General features: G+C 59.3%; 21 protein-coding genes. 11 read left to right on the top strand and 10 right to left on the bottom strand.

Translation table 11 applies throughout. From position 1 onward, the window contains the following. Nucleotides 1–9: 9 nt before the first annotated feature. The 3 genes from U5J94_RS14165 to U5J94_RS14175 all read right to left on the bottom strand — a co-directional run bounded on the left by U5J94_RS14165 (nucleotide 10) and on the right by U5J94_RS14175 (nucleotide 1,793). Nucleotides 10–540: a thioredoxin family protein gene (locus tag U5J94_RS14165; RefSeq protein WP_322566270.1), complete on the bottom strand. Its 531-nt coding sequence runs from the start codon at nucleotides 538–540 to the stop codon at nucleotides 10–12. A gap of 320 nt (nucleotides 541–860) precedes the next feature. Continuing rightward, nucleotides 861–1,316: a LysM peptidoglycan-binding domain-containing protein gene (locus U5J94_RS14170; RefSeq protein ID WP_322566271.1), complete on the bottom strand. Its 456-nt coding sequence runs from the start codon at nucleotides 1,314–1,316 to the stop codon at nucleotides 861–863. 162 nt (nucleotides 1,317–1,478) lie between these two features. Further along, on the bottom strand, nucleotides 1,479–1,793 hold the full coding sequence (locus U5J94_RS14175; RefSeq protein WP_322566272.1) for a DUF4398 domain-containing protein: 315 nt from the start codon (nucleotides 1,791–1,793) through the stop codon (nucleotides 1,479–1,481). A 114-nt stretch (nucleotides 1,794–1,907) separates the two neighbouring features. Here U5J94_RS14175 and arsC point away from each other — a divergent pair, with 114 nt between their 5' ends. Genes arsC through U5J94_RS14190 form a run of 3 tightly spaced genes read left to right on the top strand, consistent with a single transcriptional unit; the run spans nucleotide 1,908 to nucleotide 3,266 of the window. Continuing rightward, nucleotides 1,908–2,258, top strand: a complete 351-nt coding sequence (arsC, locus tag U5J94_RS14180; RefSeq protein ID WP_322566273.1) for an arsenate reductase (glutaredoxin) — start codon at nucleotides 1,908–1,910, stop codon at nucleotides 2,256–2,258. After that, on the top strand, nucleotides 2,255–2,866 hold the full coding sequence (gene wrbA, locus U5J94_RS14185; RefSeq protein WP_322566274.1) for an NAD(P)H:quinone oxidoreductase: 612 nt from the start codon (nucleotides 2,255–2,257) through the stop codon (nucleotides 2,864–2,866). The genes arsC and wrbA overlap by 4 nt, the downstream gene beginning before the upstream one ends. 4 nt (nucleotides 2,867–2,870) lie before the next feature. Further along, nucleotides 2,871–3,266 carry a DUF2069 domain-containing protein gene (locus U5J94_RS14190; protein ID WP_322566275.1) on the top strand — a complete coding sequence of 132 codons (396 nt, stop codon included), beginning with the start codon at nucleotides 2,871–2,873 and terminating at the stop codon, nucleotides 3,264–3,266. On the opposite strand, the gene hda is transcribed toward U5J94_RS14190, so the two are convergent. From hda to U5J94_RS14210, 4 genes are read right to left on the bottom strand one after another with little or no spacing between them, the layout of a single operon-like run. Then, the gene (gene hda / locus U5J94_RS14195) at nucleotides 3,217–3,906 is read right to left on the bottom strand and encodes a DnaA regulatory inactivator Hda (protein ID WP_322566276.1); all 690 of its coding nucleotides are present in this window, start codon (nucleotides 3,904–3,906) and stop codon (nucleotides 3,217–3,219) included. The genes U5J94_RS14190 and hda overlap by 50 nt on opposite strands. After that, nucleotides 3,903–4,973: an AI-2E family transporter gene (locus U5J94_RS14200; protein WP_322566277.1), complete on the bottom strand. Its 1,071-nt coding sequence runs from the start codon at nucleotides 4,971–4,973 to the stop codon at nucleotides 3,903–3,905. Before U5J94_RS14200 ends, hda begins: the two co-directional genes overlap by 4 nt. Then, nucleotides 4,970–5,536: a CDP-alcohol phosphatidyltransferase family protein gene (locus U5J94_RS14205; protein WP_322566278.1), complete on the bottom strand. Its 567-nt coding sequence runs from the start codon at nucleotides 5,534–5,536 to the stop codon at nucleotides 4,970–4,972. Before U5J94_RS14205 ends, U5J94_RS14200 begins: the two co-directional genes overlap by 4 nt. Next, nucleotides 5,533–6,663, bottom strand: coding sequence for a DUF2066 domain-containing protein (locus U5J94_RS14210; protein ID WP_322566279.1), 1,131 nt, complete (start codon nucleotides 6,661–6,663; stop codon nucleotides 5,533–5,535). The genes U5J94_RS14205 and U5J94_RS14210 overlap by 4 nt, the downstream gene beginning before the upstream one ends. Nucleotides 6,664–6,929: 266 nt before the next feature. Here U5J94_RS14210 and purM point away from each other — a divergent pair, with 266 nt between their 5' ends. The 3 genes from purM (at nucleotide 6,930) to U5J94_RS14225 (ending at nucleotide 9,501) form a co-directional block, all read left to right on the top strand. After that, nucleotides 6,930–7,985 (top strand): phosphoribosylformylglycinamidine cyclo-ligase, encoded by a 1,056-nt coding sequence (purM, locus tag U5J94_RS14215; RefSeq protein WP_322566280.1) that lies wholly within the window; start codon nucleotides 6,930–6,932, stop codon nucleotides 7,983–7,985. Nucleotides 7,986–7,990: 5 nt separating this feature from the next. Beyond that, nucleotides 7,991–8,659, top strand: coding sequence for a phosphoribosylglycinamide formyltransferase (gene purN / locus U5J94_RS14220; protein ID WP_322566281.1), 669 nt, complete (start codon nucleotides 7,991–7,993; stop codon nucleotides 8,657–8,659). Nucleotides 8,660–8,796: 137 nt separating this feature from the next. Then, nucleotides 8,797–9,501 carry a DUF3108 domain-containing protein gene (locus U5J94_RS14225; protein ID WP_322566282.1) on the top strand — a complete coding sequence of 235 codons (705 nt, stop codon included), beginning with the start codon at nucleotides 8,797–8,799 and terminating at the stop codon, nucleotides 9,499–9,501. A 238-nt stretch (nucleotides 9,502–9,739) separates the two neighbouring features. Here the strand turns inward: U5J94_RS14225 and U5J94_RS14230 are convergent, their stop codons facing one another. The 3 genes from U5J94_RS14230 to apbC form a co-directional block, all read right to left on the bottom strand. Then, nucleotides 9,740–10,024 carry a hypothetical protein gene (locus U5J94_RS14230; protein WP_322566283.1) on the bottom strand — a complete coding sequence of 95 codons (285 nt, stop codon included), beginning with the start codon at nucleotides 10,022–10,024 and terminating at the stop codon, nucleotides 9,740–9,742. Nucleotides 10,025–10,104: 80 nt separating this feature from the next. Then, complete coding sequence (gene dcd / locus U5J94_RS14235) at nucleotides 10,105–10,671, bottom strand: dCTP deaminase (RefSeq protein WP_322566284.1); 567 nt, start codon at nucleotides 10,669–10,671, stop codon at nucleotides 10,105–10,107. Nucleotides 10,672–11,040: 369 nt separating this feature from the next. Next, nucleotides 11,041–12,132 carry an iron-sulfur cluster carrier protein ApbC gene (gene apbC, locus U5J94_RS14240; RefSeq protein WP_322566285.1) on the bottom strand — a complete coding sequence of 364 codons (1,092 nt, stop codon included), beginning with the start codon at nucleotides 12,130–12,132 and terminating at the stop codon, nucleotides 11,041–11,043. A 213-nt stretch (nucleotides 12,133–12,345) separates the two neighbouring features. On the opposite strand from apbC, the gene metG reads away from it, so the two are divergent. The 5 genes from metG to rsxD all read left to right on the top strand — a co-directional run bounded on the left by metG (nucleotide 12,346) and on the right by rsxD (nucleotide 18,335). After that, entirely contained in the window at nucleotides 12,346–14,376 is a 2,031-nt protein-coding gene (metG, locus tag U5J94_RS14245; RefSeq protein ID WP_322566286.1) for a methionine--tRNA ligase, read from the top strand. A 204-nt stretch (nucleotides 14,377–14,580) separates the two neighbouring features. After that, complete coding sequence (gene rsxA, locus U5J94_RS14250; RefSeq protein WP_322566287.1) at nucleotides 14,581–15,162, top strand: electron transport complex subunit RsxA; 582 nt, start codon at nucleotides 14,581–14,583, stop codon at nucleotides 15,160–15,162. 10 nt (nucleotides 15,163–15,172) lie between these two features. Continuing rightward, nucleotides 15,173–15,745, top strand: coding sequence for an electron transport complex subunit RsxB (rsxB, locus tag U5J94_RS14255; protein ID WP_322566288.1), 573 nt, complete (start codon nucleotides 15,173–15,175; stop codon nucleotides 15,743–15,745). Continuing rightward, a complete protein-coding gene (rsxC, locus tag U5J94_RS14260) occupies nucleotides 15,742–17,307 on the top strand; it encodes an electron transport complex subunit RsxC (protein WP_322566289.1) in 1,566 nt (521 codons plus the stop codon). Before rsxB ends, rsxC begins: the two co-directional genes overlap by 4 nt. Then, nucleotides 17,304–18,335, top strand: a complete 1,032-nt coding sequence (gene rsxD, locus U5J94_RS14265) for an electron transport complex subunit RsxD (RefSeq protein WP_322566290.1) — start codon at nucleotides 17,304–17,306, stop codon at nucleotides 18,333–18,335. The genes rsxC and rsxD overlap by 4 nt, the downstream gene beginning before the upstream one ends. Nucleotides 18,336–18,337 lie beyond the last annotated feature (2 nt).

An 18,337-nucleotide genomic window follows, 5' to 3' on the forward strand; every position in this document is an offset into this window, starting at 1 on the left:
GTGGCGCAATTATTCTTTTCGTTTATCACGTTTGTAACGGGTGAAGGACGTATCCTTGTAGATCCCCTCGGCAACATATTCCCCCATCCACATAAACTCCTCGACACCCGAGGTTTTGCCGGTATGACGGTGAATTCGTTCCCCTTCCAGGTTAAAGAAGGCAAAAACGGGGGTTGCCCGTACCCGATTCTCACGGAAGGCAAAATCCTTCTGTTTTGTCTGTTCGCCCTGCATGTTGGTGATTTCGACATCCCCTTCGATATCGATCGGGAAGTTCAGAAAGTGCTCACGATAATATTCCTGTACTTCCGGGCGGTTCAGGACATTTTCCTTCATGTAATGGCAGAACGGACATTCATCCATTTCGAAAAATATCAGAACGCCTTGCTTGCCCTGTTCCCGGGCATTATCCAGCTCTTCCTGAAAATTTCCCCAGGTTTCGTTGAAGAAATGCTTGTAGGGATCCCGGGTCTCCGCCGAAAGCGTCACGGATGGCAATAACAGCAACAGGACGGAAAAAAGACCAATCAGTTTACGCATGATTACACCACTTCTCTGAGATTCCACAATGTATGACCCGCGACAGGCGCAAAAATTCCCTTTTCGCCCGACAGGACTTATCCGCCGGCTATTCTATCGCGTTTCCCGGAGTTTTAAACCCGTTCCCGGATTTACCAAAGCGGGCAACCGCCTTCAAGCGAGCTTTAACATTCGTAAAACAAAACAGCCGGGGGTTCCGAACGGATAACGGCCTCACGGGCAAGGGGGGGAGACGAAACAGTGAACTAAGCAGAAAGCGAACAAACAAAAAGGGCCCCGAAGGGCCCTTTTGCAGTTACGGAATGACTCCGGAACTTGGTTTAGCGTGCCAGGTAATCCTTATCGGAATCCTCGACCACACCCAGAGACCAGCTGCCGCGGGTTCTGGCATGACGTACAGCCGCGTCAACTTCCGCACTGGAGGGATCGTTGTCGATATCCAGTACCTGACCGGGGTGAATCAGATCCGCATCGTCGATCTGATTACTGTTCTGTTTATAGATCAGCGGCCACTGGTAAGGATTGCCATAGATTTCCGACTTGCCGGAAATGTCCCACAGGTTGTCACCACGCACTACGGTGTATTCCGACATGGCGCCGGTATCCGGCCCGAGCAGCCCGGAATCACTCGTTTCAGTGGGTTGGGGTTCCGGCTCGTAGGTGGTTTCAGTGGGAGCCGGTTCCTGTGCTTCCTCAGTAGTGCCCGCACAACCGACAGAAAAACTGACCGCAGTGATCAGCAGTCCTGCGATTTTCAGCGAGTTGACTATTTTCATTGTTATGGACTCCAGTTGATTTGAATTCATATAAAAAAGGCATTTTTACTTATTGCAACCTAGCATTCGCTGTAAATGACTGTCAAGGCAGCAACTTTTAAACTTCGAAGCAAGGCGCTTTCACCCAAGTTTAGTGACTTGATCCCATATAGCAAGCGAAGATCAGTCGTTTTGAGGCCTGTTTCCGCTTTTATCCACCGCTTTTTGCCGGGCCAACATCGCCTGCTCCTGGGCTTCGAGCGCAAAATCCCGGGCCACCGCGTAGTCGCCTTGCTCGAGCTTGCGGGCCGCCTTATCCAGCAGTTTTTCCGCAATCGACAACAGTTCGGGGGCATATTCCCCGGCGCCGACGTCCTTGGCCGCCTGGATGGTCTGGCGAGCGTTGCTCATTTCCTGAACAGGCGCAGAGATGGCACAGCCGGTGAGAACCAGGGCAACGTACCAGCCAAAAACCAGAAACAGAGAGGGTAGGCGCATTTAACAGATTCGGGTAAATACAGAGTCCATCGAATGTATCCCCGCCCCTATAGGCTGTCAAGACAACAGCCGGTAGAATAGCCTGCAAACATTTTTATACAAGGTCAGGGAGTCATGTCGCTTACGCTCTATCATAATCCCCGCTGTTCCAAATCCCGGCAGACCCTGGAGTTGCTTCAACAGCACGGCCACCAGCCCGAGGTCGTGGAATACCTCAAAACGCCCCCGGAACGGGCCACCCTGGTCAGGATTCTCGATCTGCTGGGACTGGAACCGCGCGATCTGATGCGCCGCAAGGAGCCCGAATACAAGGAAAATAACCTTGATAATCAATCCCTTGGGCGTGACGCGCTGATCGATGCCATGTTGCGTCATCCCAAACTGATCGAACGGCCCATCCTGCTGGCCAACGGCAAGGCTGCCATCGGCCGGCCGCCGGAAAACGTGCTGGAGATCCTCGAATGAGTGAAATTCTGGTGCTCTATTACAGCCGTCACGGCGCCACCGCCGAACTGGCCCGTCAACTCGCCCGGGGCATCGAACAACTGGAGGGCATGCAGGCTCGCCTGCGCAGTGCGGCACCGGTTTCTCCCACCCCCGAGGCAGTGGAGCCACCTGTGCCTGACAGCGGCGCCCCCTATGCCCGGCTGGAGGATCTGCAGGAGTGTGCCGGTCTGGCGCTGGGCAGCCCGACCCGCTTCGGCAACATGGCCGCGCCGCTCAAATACTTTCTGGACAGCACCAGCGCCCTCTGGCTGCAGGGCGCACTGGTCGGCAAGCCGGCGGCGGTGTTCACCTCCACCGCCTCGATGCACGGCGGCCAGGAGACCACCCTCACCTCGATGATGCTGCCGCTGTTGCATCACGGCATGCTGCTGGTGGGCCTGCCCTACAGTGAAACCGCCCTGCACACCACGCGCAGCGGCGGCACGCCCTACGGGGCCAGCCATCTGGCCGGGCCCGACAGCGATCTGCCGCTCAGCGAGGAGGAGAAACAACTCGCCCGGGCGCTGGGGACGCGCCTGGCGCGGGTCACCCGGGCGCAACTGGATGCCGGCCTGATAAAGGCGTAAACGATTGAATATCATTATTTTTTCCCGCTGGCTGACGCTGGGCGCGTATTTTGCCCTGCTGATCCTGCTGATGCTGTGGCTGACCGTGCTGGCGCCACCGCAATCGGTGCCAGTCTCCGTAGCCCTGCTGCTGCTGGTCGGCCCCCTGTTGTTCCCGCTGCGGGGCCTGTTGCACGGTCGCCCCTACACCCATGCCTGGACCAGTTTTCTGGTGCTGATCTATTTCGTCCACGGCGTGGTGGAAGCCTACAGTAACCCCGATGAACGGCTCTACGCGGCGCTGGAGATCCTGTTCAGTGTGCTGCTCTACAGCGGGGCGCTGCTCTATGCCCGCCACCGGGGCCGTCAGCTCAGGATCCAGAGCGGCGGAGCAGATACTCGCGCACAAAAGGAATCGTAAGCCGGCGCTGCGCGGCCAGCGAGGCCTCGTCCAGTCCCTCCAGCAGGGCAAACAACGAGCCCATGTCCCGGGCACAGCGCGTCATCAGATAGGCGGCCACCTCATCATCCAGGCTCAGGCCGCGCGCCGCGGCACGCTGTTGCAACGCCTGACGTCTGGCGCTGTCACCCAGCGGCTGTAATTGAAACACCGGCCCCCAACCCAGGCGCGATTGCAGATCGGGCAGCTGGATCCCCAGCGCCGTCGGCGAACCGTTGGCGGTCACCAGCAATTGATGGCCAGCGGCGGTCAGGCGGTTGTAGGCGTGAAACAGGGCGGTCTCCCACACGGGATCACCGGCCACCGCATCGAGATCGTCCAGACAGAGCCGATCGAACTGCTCCATACCTTCCAGCATGGCCGGATGCAGGCCGGGTTCGGCCAGCGGCAGATAGGCAGCACGCTGATCCTGCGCCGCCGCCTGATGACAGACCGCCTGCAGCAGATGGGACTTGCCGGTGCCGGCGGCGCCCCACAGATAGATCGAAGGGGCATCGGCGGTGTGCAGGGCATCAAGCACCCGCTCGTTGCCGGCGGGCAGAAAATTCTCGAAAGTTGCCGCGTCACGCAAGCGCACGCCTAACGGGAGCTGTCGGGTCATGCCGACTCCGAACTGTCGTCCGTATAGAGGTCGCTTTGCCGGTACTGCTCGTGGGCATAGCGCAGCAACACCATCGCCACCGCCGCCACCGGCAGCGCCAGCAACACCCCGATAAAGCCGAACAACTGCCCGCCGGCCAGCACCGCGAAAATCACCGCCACCGGGTGCATGCCGATCCGATCACCGACCAGCAACGGGGTCAGCACGGTCCCCTCCAGCACCTGGCCGATGCCAAAAACGATACCGACATAAACCAGGTACATCGGATCCTGAAACTGGACCATCGCTGCGATCAGGGCCAGCAGGATCCCGACGATGGTCCCCAGATAGGGCACAAAGCTGATCAGCCCGGCGATCGCGCCGATCAACAGAGCAAAGTCGACCCCGATGAGCGACAGCCCGAGCGAATAGATCAGCCCCAGCGCCAGCATCACCAGCAACTGGCCGCGCAGAAAGGCCCCGAGCACTTCATCGGACTGCCGCGCCAGGCGCACGACAGTCTGTTCACTGCGTCGCGGCAGCAGGGCCCGCAGCCGTTCCAGCAGCGGTTCCCAGTCGCGCAATAAATAAAAGGTCACCACCACCATGATCAGCAGATTGACGATCCAGCCGACCAGCGCCAGCCCCGAGCGGGAAACCGAACTCAGCGTCTCGCGCACGATACCGCCGGCCTGTTGCCAGTTTTTCTGAATGGCGGTTTTGAGGGTATCCAGTTCCAGCGTGGTTTCGGCCAGGCCCAGCCGGGCGGTCAGCCAGGGCAGTCCTTCGGCCTGCAGCCAGTCGATATAGCGGGGCAGTTTCTGCACCAGCACCCGGATCTGCTCCTCGATGAGCGGGATCAGCACCAGCAGCAGCAACAGCGCCACAATGGTGAGCAGCACAAACACCAGCACCACCGCCAGGGTGCGCGGCAGTTTCCAGCCCTGCAGGCGATCCACCAGCGGATCGGCCACATAAGCCAGGATCGCCGCGCCGATAAACGGCACCAGCACCGGCCCGAGCAGATACAGCACCGCCCCGGTCAGGGCGATCGCCCCCAGCACCCACCATCGTTGTTGTACACTCATGCCCCTCTTCTCCTTGTCGGCCACTGCTGCCAGGCCCGGTAGCCCCACAGGGCCACGTAGCTGGCCCCGCTCATGACGGTGGTGATGAACACCAGATACATGAGACCCTTGACCAGCATGGGCAGATCCAGCCAGCCGGCCAGGGACAGGATCACCAGCAGCACCAGCACAATCTGCAAACCGGTATTGAGCTTGCTGATTAACAGCGGCTGCGCCGTCACGTTGGCGATCAGCCAGCGATACGACAGGGTCCCGAGCACGATGATCACATCCCGGGCGATCACCGTGCCCACCAGCCAGCCCGGCAAGGCGCCGATCCAGCCCAGGGTCAGATAACCGCAGACCATCAGCAGCTTGTCGCCCAGCGGATCGAGAAACCCGCCCAGACGGGTAATCCACTGGTAACGCCGGGCCAGGTAACCGTCCAGCCCGTCCGACAGCCCCGCAATCAGAAACAGGATCAATGCCGTGGTATAGGCGCCCTGCAACAGGCTCCAGACCACCGGCACCACCAGCAGGATACGCAGGAGACTGATCAGATTGGGCAGCTGGCGCAGATTCACGGCAACAAGCGATACTGCAGATCGACCTGGCGCGTGGGCAGCGGCATACCGCTATCATCGCCCTGCACCGGCTCAGCCAACGGGTTCTGAAGCCCCGACCGGGCCATCGGGACGGTTTCCGCCTCGAGCGTACGCCCCAGCGAAATGGCCTGATTGATCGCCATCCGGCCATGCCGGCTGGTCAGAATCAGGCTCACACTGTCCGCCTCAATCTGGTCGATGCGCACATCCTCCACCAGCGCCAGGTCGTTCAGATAGTTCATCACCCGGCTGAACGCATCCAGCCCCTTGACGCCGGTAACCCGCACTCGCAGTGACTCGCTCTGGTCATTCTGCCCGACCCGGGCATACTGTTCCGCCAGCAGATCAGCCAGCTGATCGATGGCGGGTGTGAGCGCCTCTGCCAGTGCCTGTCCCGAGGCGTTCCACGTCTGGCGCCGTCCATCCTGGTACAGGGTCCAGCGGCCGCGCCAGTCACCCGAGCCCGTTCTGGTGACCCGTCCGGCCAGCACCGCCTCGGCGTCGTAACGCTTCGAGGCCTGCAGCAGGTTGTCCTCAAAATTGCCCCAGACATCGCTGACGCTGATCGCCTGGCGATCGGTCAGATCCATCAGGGGGAAACGCAACGGCAGCCCGCGCAGGCGTGCCTGTTCTTCCAGGGCTCGCCGCGCTCGCGTGTTCATGTCATTACTCAGCAATTCACGCTCCCGGCCATCATCCACGACCAGCCAGATCAATGTCGCCGGGCGGGTGCGCCCCCACACCGGCAGGCGGTTCTCATGCAACAGGCGGTCGATCGCCTGCTTGTCAAAGCGAACCCACAGGACATCGGTCGGTTTATCCTCGCCTTCCACCTCCCGGCTTTGATAACGGAACTGCTGCACATAGCGCGGTGCCTTTTCCAGCAACGGCTCGATATCGGTCACCGTCAGCACCCGGCGTCGGCCGGTCACCCGCACCAGCACCTGTTGCAGTGCCACGCGCAGCGCCACTTCGCGCACATCCCGGGCCTGGGATTCGACCGGAACCCGGGCTTCGTACAGGCCGCTCACTTGCTCCGCCTGCAACGGTGTCACCAGCCACAGCAATCCCGCGACGGTCATCCCCAGCTGTTTGTAATACTTCATTCGATTCACATCCTTCTGCGTTAAGCGCGAAGCCATTGTACCGGCCCACCGGCAATGGATTCCAAGCCAGTAGCCGACTTGCTAAACTACGCGGCGTCCCGAAAGGCGATTGGGCGCCCATCCGCCCTCTGCCCGGTTTTGCAGAAAGCGTGCGGATCGACGGCCCGATCGCCCGGCCGAAACAGCCATTAACCGACAATTGGCGTATTATGCCTTGAAGCGACCCGAAAAAGGTGCGCCCCATTCTCTAATTTCAGGAGTCTTTTGTGTCCAATGATACCGCCCCACCGGCATCGGGTGGCCTGAGTTACCGTGATGCCGGTGTCGACATCGACGCCGGGAACCGTTTGATCGACCGCATCAAGCCCTACGCCGCCAGTACCCGGCGCCCGGAAGTCATGGGCGGGCTGGGGGGCTTCGGCGCGCTGTTCGAATTGCCGCCGGGACGCTATCGCGAGCCGGTACTGGTCGCGGGCACCGACGGCGTCGGCACCAAGCTCAAACTGGCCATGCAGATGCAGCGCCACGATACCATCGGCATCGATCTGGTGGCCATGTGCGTCAACGATCTGATCGTACAGGGCGCCGAACCACTGTTCTTTCTGGATTATTACGCCACCGGCCAACTGGATGTCGAGACCGCCAGCGATGTCATCAAGGGTATCGCCGAGGGTTGCCGTCAGGCCGGCGCCGCCTTGAGCGGCGGCGAGACCGCCGAAATGCCCGGCATGTATCAGGCCGGAGATTATGATCTGGCCGGCTTTTGCGTCGGGGTGGTGGAAAAAAGCCGCATCATCGACGGCAGCCAGGTCCAGGCCGGCGATGTGTTGATTGGCCTGCCCGCCAGCGGCCCTCACTCCAACGGTTATTCGTTGATCCGCAAGATTCTGGAAGTCAGCGGCGTCGCACTGGACAGCCCGTTGGGCGACACCACGTTGGGCGAGGCGCTGCTGGCGCCGACCCGGATCTATGTCAAACCGTTGCTGGCCCTGTTCGAGCAGATCAACGTCCATGCCCTGGCGCATATCACCGGGGGCGGGTTGAGTGAAAACCTGCCACGAGTCATGCCCGAGAACACCGCCGCGATCATCGACCGGCAAAGCTGGCAACACCCGCCCGTGTTCGACTGGCTACAGGAACAGGGCAACATCGCTGACGAGGAGATGTTCCGCACCTTCAACAACGGACTGGGGATGGTGCTGATGGTAGCTGCCGACGACGCCGACGCCTGTCTGAACGTCTTGCAGGAACAGGGCGAGGCCCCGGTGGTCATTGGCCGGATCGACAGCACGGATGGCGATCCGCAGGTTCTCATTCGCTGAGTCTCATGCGCGACTCTACGGCACAGGACCTGCTGCGCATCGTGGTATTGATCTCCGGCAGCGGAACCAATCTGCAGGCGATGATCGATCAGATTCACCAGGGTGATAGCCCGGCCCGGATCGTCGCGGTGATCAGTAACAAGGCCGAGGCCTACGGTCTCAAACGGGCCCAGCAGGCCGGGATTCCGGCCAAGGTACTCAGTCACCGGGACTATGCCTCCCGTGAGGAATACGATGCGGCGCTGCAGCGGTTAATTGACGGCTATCAACCGGATCTGCTGGTGCTGGCCGGTTTCATGCGGATTCTGACCGATGACTTCGTGCGTCATTACCAGGGGCGGATGATCAACATCCACCCCTCCCTGCTGCCCCGCCACAAGGGCCTCAATACCCACCAGCGCGCCCTGGAAGCCGGCGATGCCGAGCACGGCTGCAGCGTGCACTATGTCACCCCGGAACTCGATGGCGGCCCGGTCATTTTACAGGCCAGCGTCCCGGTGGAGGCCAGTGACACCCCCGAAAGTCTGGCGCAAAAAGTCCATGCGCAGGAGCACCGTATCTATCCCCGGGTAATCGAGTGGATCGCCCGCGGTCGCGTGCGCCTCGAAGAGGATACCGTATTGTTCGACAACCAGCCCATCAACGACCAGCCGCGCCGGGCAACACCTGATTGAACTTCCCGTATCAGTTCAAATCAAACACCCAGGACACCAAGGCATCTGGAAACCCTCAAGTGAGTGTACAAAACAGTTCAAAAGATCGACTTAATAACGCCTTGGTGACCTGCTGCTCTGATGATAGATTGGCTCTTGTGTCATTACTGCGATTTTCCCTGTTAAGTCTCTTGCTCGCCCTGCCCGGGTGGGTCAGCGCACAATTGCCGGCGCTGGATATTGAATACAGTGTCAGCAGGAATAATCTCAATCTGGGCGGTACCCACCGCAAGTTACTGCAGACGGGTAGTGATGAATATGTCATGCGGGCGAAGACCAAAGCGGAAGGCTTTGCCGCGATCTTCGTCTCCGACATTGTGCGCGAGACCAGCCATTTCCGGCTCGTGGATGGACAGATCCAGCCGTTACACTACCGCTATCATAAAAACGGTAAAGACCCGGAAACCTTCGAAGTCGACTACGATCGCCAGGCACAGGTTCTGCGCCACAGCCTGCTCGATAAAACCCTGACCCTGCAGGACAACGATCAGGATTTGATCAGTTTCCAGTTCGCCATGATGCTTGATTTGCAACAAAGCGTGCGCAAGCTGGAATACCGGATTGCCGATAAAAAACGGATTGAGAACTACAGCCTGATCCCGCGAGGCGAAAAAGTTTTCGACACCAATATAGGCAAACTGCACACGGTAGTGATGGAGTATTACGACCAGAAGCGCAACCGTACCTACACTTTCTGGTGCGCCAAAGAACTGGATTACCTGCCCTATCAAACCCGACGCCTGGATTCCGATGGCGATACCATCGAATTAAAATTGCGCCGTTACAACGGCAAGTCTCTTTAGCCCAGCCCTTACGGACAGGGACGAGTCGCCTCTTTTCGGGTTCGTTGCAATAAAACGCGGAGTTCGCAGAGGCGCGGAGCCGCGGAGCCGCAGAGGAGATTTTGTCAAAACCCACAAAAACCTTTTCTCCGCGTCTCCGCGACTCTGCGTCCTCTGCGTTATTTCCCAGTGAGGTTGAAAAATAGCAGACAGGTAAACGCCACCCGCTATCCGCAATGACACGGAGGGTTCGAGGGGCTCAACCGGCTGCGGCCGGGACATTCAGGCAGCCACGCACGAAGTCGCGCCAGCAACCGAGCCGGTCCACTAGCGCCATGATCTGCCGGTCCGAACCGTGGCAGGTGTCCAGCTCGACGGGCGTCACCGCGCCCCGTTCCAGCAGCGCCTGCAGGCGCGCTCGTTCCAGCTCGACCAGGATACGGCCGCTGTCGGCCGCGCGAATACGCAGGCTCGGATGTGCGTCACCGAGGCGGGATTCCAGTTGCAGATGCATGCGATCCTCCATAATGATAATGATTCTCATTTGCAATATTACCAGACCCGTCCGGCATTGCAATAGGAATAATTCTCATTTGGAGAAGTCCGTCACTCTTCGAGGCGCCCTCAGGCTTTGGGCAGGGTTACTCCGCGCTGGCCCTGGTACTTGCCGCCGCGATCCTTGTAGGAGGTCTCGCAGACCTCATCGGATTCGAGGAACAGCATTTGCGCCACACCCTCGTTGGCATAGATCTTCGCCGGCAGCGGCGTGGTGTTGGAAAACTCCAGCGTGACATGCCCTTCCCAGTCCGGCTCCAGCGGAGTGACGTTGACGATGATGCCGCAACGGGCATAGGTGGACTTGCCCAGGCAGATGGTCAGCACGCTGCGCGGGATGCGGAAATATTCCACGGTGCTGGCCAGGGCAAAGGAGTTGGGCGGGATGATGCAGACCTCGCCCTTGAAATCGACGAAGCTCTGATGATCGAAGTCCTTGGGATCGACGATGGCGGAGTTGATATTGGTGAAGATCTTGAACTCGTCGGAACAGCGCACGTCATAGCCGTAACTGGAGGTCCCGTAGGAGACGATCTTCTGACCGTTTACCTCGCGCACCTGGCCCGGTTCAAAGGGCTCGATCATCCCCTCCTGCTCCGCCATGCGCTTGATCCACTTGTCCGCCTTGATACTCATGCTGCCCCACTCCTCGAAAAACAAGGGGCTATTCTAATCCAAAACAGGGCCGAGGGACGAGTGACGAGTGACGAGGAAAAGCAGGTTTGCTGGCTCTCGCGACACTTGTACATCCTGTACATCGCGCGGATTGGTACTATGCAAATTTAGAGGCGTGGAGAAAATTATTTGTGAAGCCCCACAAAGTCTTGCTCTGCGACTCCGCGCCTCCGCGACCTCTGCGTTTTTCCAGAAAAATCTGAAAAATGGGACCACCGGAAATGAAACGGGACACCGAAGTGCCCCGTTACAGGAACTAACGAGTAAGGCAAAGCCGGGTTGGCTTTGCCTCGTCCCTCGTAACTCGTCCCTCGGCCCTGAGATCGTGGTTCAGTTGTTCTGAATCACGATCTTGGGGAAGCTCGCGCTGTGGTCCTTGGCCTTGAGTGCCAGTTTGGCCGCGACGTGGCGGGCGATGTCGCGATAGATTTCCGTGATGCGGCTGTCCGGATCGGCCACCACGGAAGGCTTACCGGCGTCCGTGGAGCTGCGGATGGACATATCCAGCGGCAGGGAGCCCAGCAGGTCGACCTGGTTTTCGTCGGCCATGCGCTGACCGCCGCCTTCACCGAAGACATGCTCTTCGTGACCGCAGTTGGAGCAGATGTGGGTGCTCATGTTCTCGATGATCCCCAGCACCGGTACTTCGACCTTCTCGAACATTTTCAGACCCTTGCGGGCGTCGAGCAGGGCAATGTCCTGCGGGGTGGTGACGATAAGCGCACCGGTGACCGGCACCTTCTGCGCCAGCGTCAGCTGGGTGTCGCCGGTGCCCGGCGGTAAGTCGATGATCAGGTAATCGACATCGTTCCACTGGGTATCGTTAAGCAACTGTTCCAGTGCCTGGGTGACCATGGGACCCCGCCAGATCATCGGGGTCTCTTCATCGATCAGATAACCGATGGACATGGACTGGACGTTATGACTTTTCATCGGCTGCATGGTCTTGCCGTCACTGGACTCGGGCTGGCCGGTGACACCCAGCATGCGCGGCATGCTCGGACCGTAGATGTCCGCGTCCAGGATACCGACGTTGGCGCCTTCGGCCGACAGGGCCAGGGCCAGGTTGACCGCGGTGGTGGATTTGCCCACGCCACCCTTGCCGGAGGCCACGGCGATGATGTTCTTGACGCCCTTGAGGGGTTCGACGCCTTTTTGCACGCTGTGGGATACGATCTTCCAGCTGATGTTGAACTCGGCGCTGCTCACACCGTCGACCGCTTCGACCTTTTCCTTGAGCCGGGCGGCCAGCTTGTCTTTGTAACCGGCGGCCGGGTAACCGAGTACGATGTCGACGCTCACCTTGTCACCATCGATCTTGATGTCCTTGACCGCTTTGGCGCTGACCAGGTCCTTTTCCATATTCGGATCGGTGACCTGTTTCAGTGCTTCTTCAATCTGTGTCTGGGAGACGTCTGCCATCTCGTATCTCCTGATAGTTTATGTGACTAAATAACCGAGTAAAATAGACAACTAATCACGGGGTCGCGTATGTTACACAAATTCCTCGACGAGTGCGAATTTCACCGCAAAACCCGGCAAGAAACAACGGAAATAATTTGCAACTGGCTGCAAACGCCCATTCCTGCTAGGGTAGGCGGCTTTTGAGCCTCACGATTTCGGTGCTTTGAAACCATGTCCACGCCGCGTCATATCCTCGTCACCAGCGCCCTGCCGTACGCCAACGGCTCGATACACCTTGGCCATCTGGTGGAGTATATCCAGACCGATATCTGGGTTCGCTTTCAGAAAATGCAAGGTCACCAGTGCACCTATGTCTGCGCCGACGACGCCCACGGCACGCCGATCATGCTGCGCGCCCAGAGCGAAGGCATCGAGCCTGAAACGCTGATCGCCCGTACCCACGAGGAGCACACCGCCGATTTTGCCGCCTTCGACATCGGCTTCGACAATTACCACACCACCCATTCTGACGAGAACCGCGAGCTGGCCACGCTGATCTATCGTCGCCTGCGCGATGCCGGTCATATTCACACCAGGGTCATCAAGCAGGCATTCGACCCGGAAAAACAGATGTTTCTGCCGGACCGCTTCATCAAGGGCGAATGTCCCAAATGCGGCGCCGCGGACCAGTATGGGGACAGCTGCGAGGCCTGCGGCGCCACTTATACGCCGACCGAACTGAAAAACCCGGTCTCGGCCCTCTCCGGCGCCACGCCCGTAGAAAAGGAATCGGAGCACTACTTTTTCGCGCTGAGCGACTTCGAAGCCATGCTCCGCGACTGGACGTTGGGCGACCACGTGCAGCCGGTCATCGCCAACAAGCTGCACGAATGGTTCGACGCCGGGCTGAAGGAGTGGGACATCTCCCGCGATGCGCCCTACTTCGGTTTCGAGATCCCCGACGCCCCCGGCAAGTATTTCTATGTCTGGCTGGACGCGCCCATCGGCTATATGGCCAGTTTCAAGCAACTGTGCGAGCGACGCAAGGATCTCGACTTCGACCGCTATTGGGACAGGGAAAGCGACTACGAGGTGTATCACTTCATCGGCAAGGACATCGCCTATTTCCATACCCTGTTCTGGCCGGCCATGCTGCATGGTGCCGGGTTTCGCACGCCCAGCGCGGTTTTCTGCCACGGCTTTTTGACCGTCAACGGCCAGAAGATGTCCAAATCGCGCGGCACCTTTATTCAGGCGCGGACCTATTTAAAGCATCTCAATCCCGAATACCTGCGCTATTACTTTGCGGCCAAGCTGGGCAGCGGGATCGAGGACATCGATCTGAGCCTGGAAGATTTCCAGCAGCGGGTGAACTCGGATCTGGTGGGCAAGGTGGTCAATATTGCCAGTCGTTGCGCCGGCTTTATCCACAAGCGCTTCGAAGGTCGGCTCGCCGACACCTGCAGCGAGCCCGAACTCTATCAGCAGTTTGTCGAGGCGCGCGAATCGATCGCGGAGTTGTATGAAAACCGCGAGTTCGCTCAGGCCATGCGCGAGATCATGGCCCTGGCCGATCAGGCCAACCAGTACATCGACATGGAAAAACCGTGGGTCATCGCCAAACAGGCGGGCAGCGATCAGACCCTGCAGGCCATCTGCAGCGTCGGGCTCAACCTGTTTCGGGTGCTGGTCACCTACCTCAAGCCGGTATTGCCCAAACTGGCCGCCGGCGCCGAGGCATTTCTCAACATCGACGCCCTGCATTGGGACGACATGAGTGAACCGCTGATCGACCACGGGATCAACAAGTTCAAACCGCTGATGACCCGCATCGAAAAGGAGCACATCGACGCCATGATCGACGAATCGAAACAGGATCTGCAGCAAACCGCGCCCGCCGCCTCAAAACCGGCCGCCAATATCGAGCCGATCGCCGAGCAAATTGAATTCGACGATTTCGCCAGAATCGATCTGCGCATCGCCCGCATCGTCAAGGCTGAACACGTGGAAGGTGCCGACAAGCTGCTGCAACTGACTCTGGATATCGGCGACGGCACCCGCAATGTCTTCGCCGGTATCAAGTCCGCCTATCAGCCGGAAGATCTCGAGGGCAAGCTCACCGTGATGGTCGCCAACCTCAAACCGCGTAAAATGCGCTTCGGCGTCTCCGAGGGCATGGTGCTGGCCGCCGGGCCCGGTGGCCAGGATCTGTGGATCCTCGAACCGCACGCGGGGGCGCAGCCGGGTATGCGCGTTAAATAAATAACAGGGCCGAGGGACGAGTGACGAGTGACGAGGTACGAGGTACGAGGAAAACCCCTGTTTCTTATCGAAGCATGCACATAACCTGCAGGGATTTTGATCGACCTCAAACCAGGTGGAAGCAAGCTATGCTTAAATTTCTTATCCTGACGGAGTACGCTATTACCTCGTCCCTCGGCCCTCGGCCCTCGTCACTGTGATGTAATGATGGAATACGCCCTGATACTTGTCAGCACCGTCCTGGTCAACAACTTCGTTCTGGTGAAGTTTCTGGGGTTGTGTCCGTTCATGGGCGTCTCACGCAAGCTGGAGACGGCCACGGGCATGGCGCTGGCCACCACCTTTGTGCTGACGCTGTCGTCCATCTCCAGTTATCTGGTCAACGAATACCTGCTGATGCCGCTGGGGCTGGAGTATCTGCGCACTATCGCCTTTATCCTGGTGATCGCGGTGGTAGTACAGTTCACCGAGATGCTGGTGCACAAGACCAGTCCATTGCTCTATCAGGTGCTGGGGATCTTTTTACCCTTGATCACCACCAACTGCGCGGTACTGGGCGTCGCGCTGCTCAATGTAAAGACGGAGCATGGCTTTATCGAATCGGCCCTCTACGGCTTCGGCGCCGCGCTGGGCTTCTCGCTGGTGCTGATCCTGTTCGCCGCCATGCGCGAACGCCTGGCGGTGGCCGATGTGCCGGAGATCTTTCGCGGCCCCTCCATTGCGCTGATCACCGCCGGATTGATGTCGATGGCCTTCATGGGCTTTGCCGGACTGGTCAGAGGCTAGGGCGACTGTCATGCTGGAAGCCATCATCGTCCTCGCCGTCCTTGCCGTGGTCTTCGGCCTGTTGCTGGGCTTTGCCGCGGTGCGTTTCAAGGTCGAAGGCGATCCGGTGGTGGATCAGATCGATGCCATCCTGCCGCAAACCCAGTGCGGCCAGTGCGGCTACGCCGGTTGCCGCCCCTATGCCGAAGCCATCGCCAAGGGCGAGGCCGATATCAACCAGTGTCCGCCCGGTGGCGAGTCGGTGATTCATGCCCTGTCAGACTTGCTCGGTGTCGATCCCAAACCGCTCAACGAGGAGCACGGTGAACACGGCGAGAAGACCGTGGTAGTGATCGACGAGAACGAATGCATCGGCTGCACCCTCTGTATCCAGGCCTGCCCGGTGGACGCCATCCTCGGCGCGCCCAAGCAGATGCATACCGTAATCGAATCCGAATGCACCGGTTGCGATCTCTGTATCGAACCCTGTCCGGTGGATTGCATTCATATCGTCCCCGTCCCACAGACGCCGCAGACCTGGAAGTGGCCTGCGCCGCCTCTGCCGCTGGAAAAGCCGCCCCGTGAAGCCGGGGGTTCAACGTGAAGCGTCGGCTGTGGCATTTTCACGGCGGCTTGCGCCTGCCCGGTCACAAAGCCGAATCGATGCAGGAGCCGATCCAGACGGCGACCCTGCCAGAACGTTTGACCATTCCCCTGCAACAGCATATCGGCGAGCCCGCCGAGCCGGTGGTGGAAGTCGGGCAACGGGTATTGAAGGGCCAGATGCTGGCCCGCGCCAGCGAATACATCAGTGTGCCGGTACACGCCTCCACCTCCGGCACGATCGCCGCGATCGAGGATCGCCCCATTCCCCACCCGTCAGGCCTGCAGGCACCGTGTATCGTCCTCGACAGCGACGGGCAGGACGAATGGATCGAGCATGCACCGATCAACGACTATACCGAACTGGAATCCAGCGCCCTGCGCAATGTGATTCGCGAAGCCGGCATTGTCGGCCTGGGCGGCGCCGGCTTCCCGGCCTTTATCAAGCTCAATCCCGGTCCCCGTAATGTAGTCGACACCCTGATCCTCAACGGCGCCGAATGCGAACCCTATATCACCTGCGATGCGATGCTGATGCAGGAGCAACCCCGCAAGATCATTGACGGGTTGCTGATCATGAAACATGCCCTGCAGGCACGCCGTTGCATCATCGCGCTGGAAGACAACAAGCGAAACGCACATACACTGCTGGTCAACGCCCTGCATGAGCATGAGAGCGAATTCATTGAAATCATCCAGATCCCGACCATCTATCCCACTGGCGGTGAGAAACAGTTGATCAAGGTGCTGACCGGCAAGGAAGTCCCCAGCCACGGCCTGCCGCTGGACATCCATATGGTCTGTCATAATGTCGGCACCGCCGCTGCCATCGCTGATGCCATTCACGAAGGCAAACCGCTGATCACCCGCTATGTCACCGTCACCGGGGATGCCATCGGTCAACCCTGTAACCTGGAAGTGCGGATCGGCACCCCCTTCGAGGCATTACTGGAACAGTGCGGCTGGCGCGATGACCGCAACGACGAGATCATCATGGGCGGGCCGTTGATGGGTTTTACCGTGGACAACCCCGCCGTACCGGTTATCAAGACCACCAACTGCATCCTTTCCTGGCCGACAACAAAAGAGCAGCAGACACCGATGCCCTGTATTCGCTGCGGCGAATGCGCGCGGGTCTGTCCGGCACAACTGTTGCCCCAGCAGCTTTACTGGTATGCCCGGGCCAAGAATTTTGATCGGGTGCAGGATTTTAATCTGTTCGACTGCATCGAGTGCGGCTGTTGCGCCTATGTCTGTCCCAGCCATATTCCGCTGGTGCAGTATTATCGCTTCGCCAAGACTGAAATCTGGGCCCAGGAACGGGACAAGAAAAAAGCCGATCAGGCCCGCGAGCGGCATGAATTTCGCCAGCAACGCATCGAACGTAAAAAACAGGAAGAGGAAGAACGCAAACGGCGCAAGAAAGAGATGCTCAAAAAGAGCCAGGGCGATGAAACGGGTGGCGAAGACAGCAAAAAAGCCGCCATCGAAGCCGCCATGGCACGGGCCAAGGCACGCCGCGGAGAAAAGAATTCGCCATCCGGGGACAAGGAAGACGCATGAACCTGTCGTTACACAGCTCACCACACATGAAGACCGACAACCGGGTTAACCGGATCATGCTGGCGGTCATCTTCGCCCTGATCCCCGGTATTCTGGCCTGCATTCATTTTTTCGGCTGGGGTGTGCTGATCAACATCAGCCTGGCGATCATCACCGCCATGGCGGCCGAAGCGCTGATGTTGCGCCTGCGCAAACGGCCGATTAAACCCTTTCTACTCGACGGCAGTGCGCTGGTCACAGCGATCCTGCTGGGGGTGGCCATTCCCTCCCTGGCGCCGTGGTGGATCCCGGTACTGGGCGCCGCCTTTGCACTGATTATCGCCAAACACCTGTATGGTGGCCTGGGTTACAACCCCTTCAATCCGGCCATGGTCGGCTACGCCATGTTGCTGATCGCCTTCCCGCGTGAGATGACTCTGTGGTTAACCCCCGAGTTGCACGACCTCACCTTCCTGGATAACCTGCGCTACACCTTCCTGGAACAACTGCCCGCCAACTGGACCCTGGACGGTCTGACTGCCGCCACGCCCCTGGACGCGGTCAAAACCCAACTGGCACAGAACCTGACATTGACCGAAATTCACCAGGGCAGCACGGAACTGTTTGGCATGATATCGGCGCACGGCTGGGAATGGATCAATCTGCTGTTCATGCTCGGTGGCCTGGTACTGATCTATATGCGCGTGATCAGCTGGCATATTCCGCTGGCCATGCTGACCACCCTGTTTCTGGTCTCCGGCCTGTTTCATCTCAATGATCCGGATGCCTTCACCTCGCCCCTGTTTCACCTGTTCAGCGGCGCCACCATGCTCGGCGCGTTCTTCATCGCCACCGATCCGGTGACCGCCGCGGCAACCAACCGGGGACGGATTATTTTCGGCATCGGCATCGGGCTGTTGCTGTATATCATCCGCACCTGGGGCGGCTACCCCGATGCCGTCGCCTTTGCCGTGCTGCTGATGAACATGGCGGTGCCCACTATCGATTATTACACCAGGCCACGGGTGTTTGGCGAGAGTCGGGACTGACC

The sequence above is a fragment of the Thiohalophilus sp. genome, assembly GCF_034522235.1.
Classification (GTDB): Bacteria; Pseudomonadota; Gammaproteobacteria; order UBA6429; family Thiohalophilaceae; genus Thiohalophilus.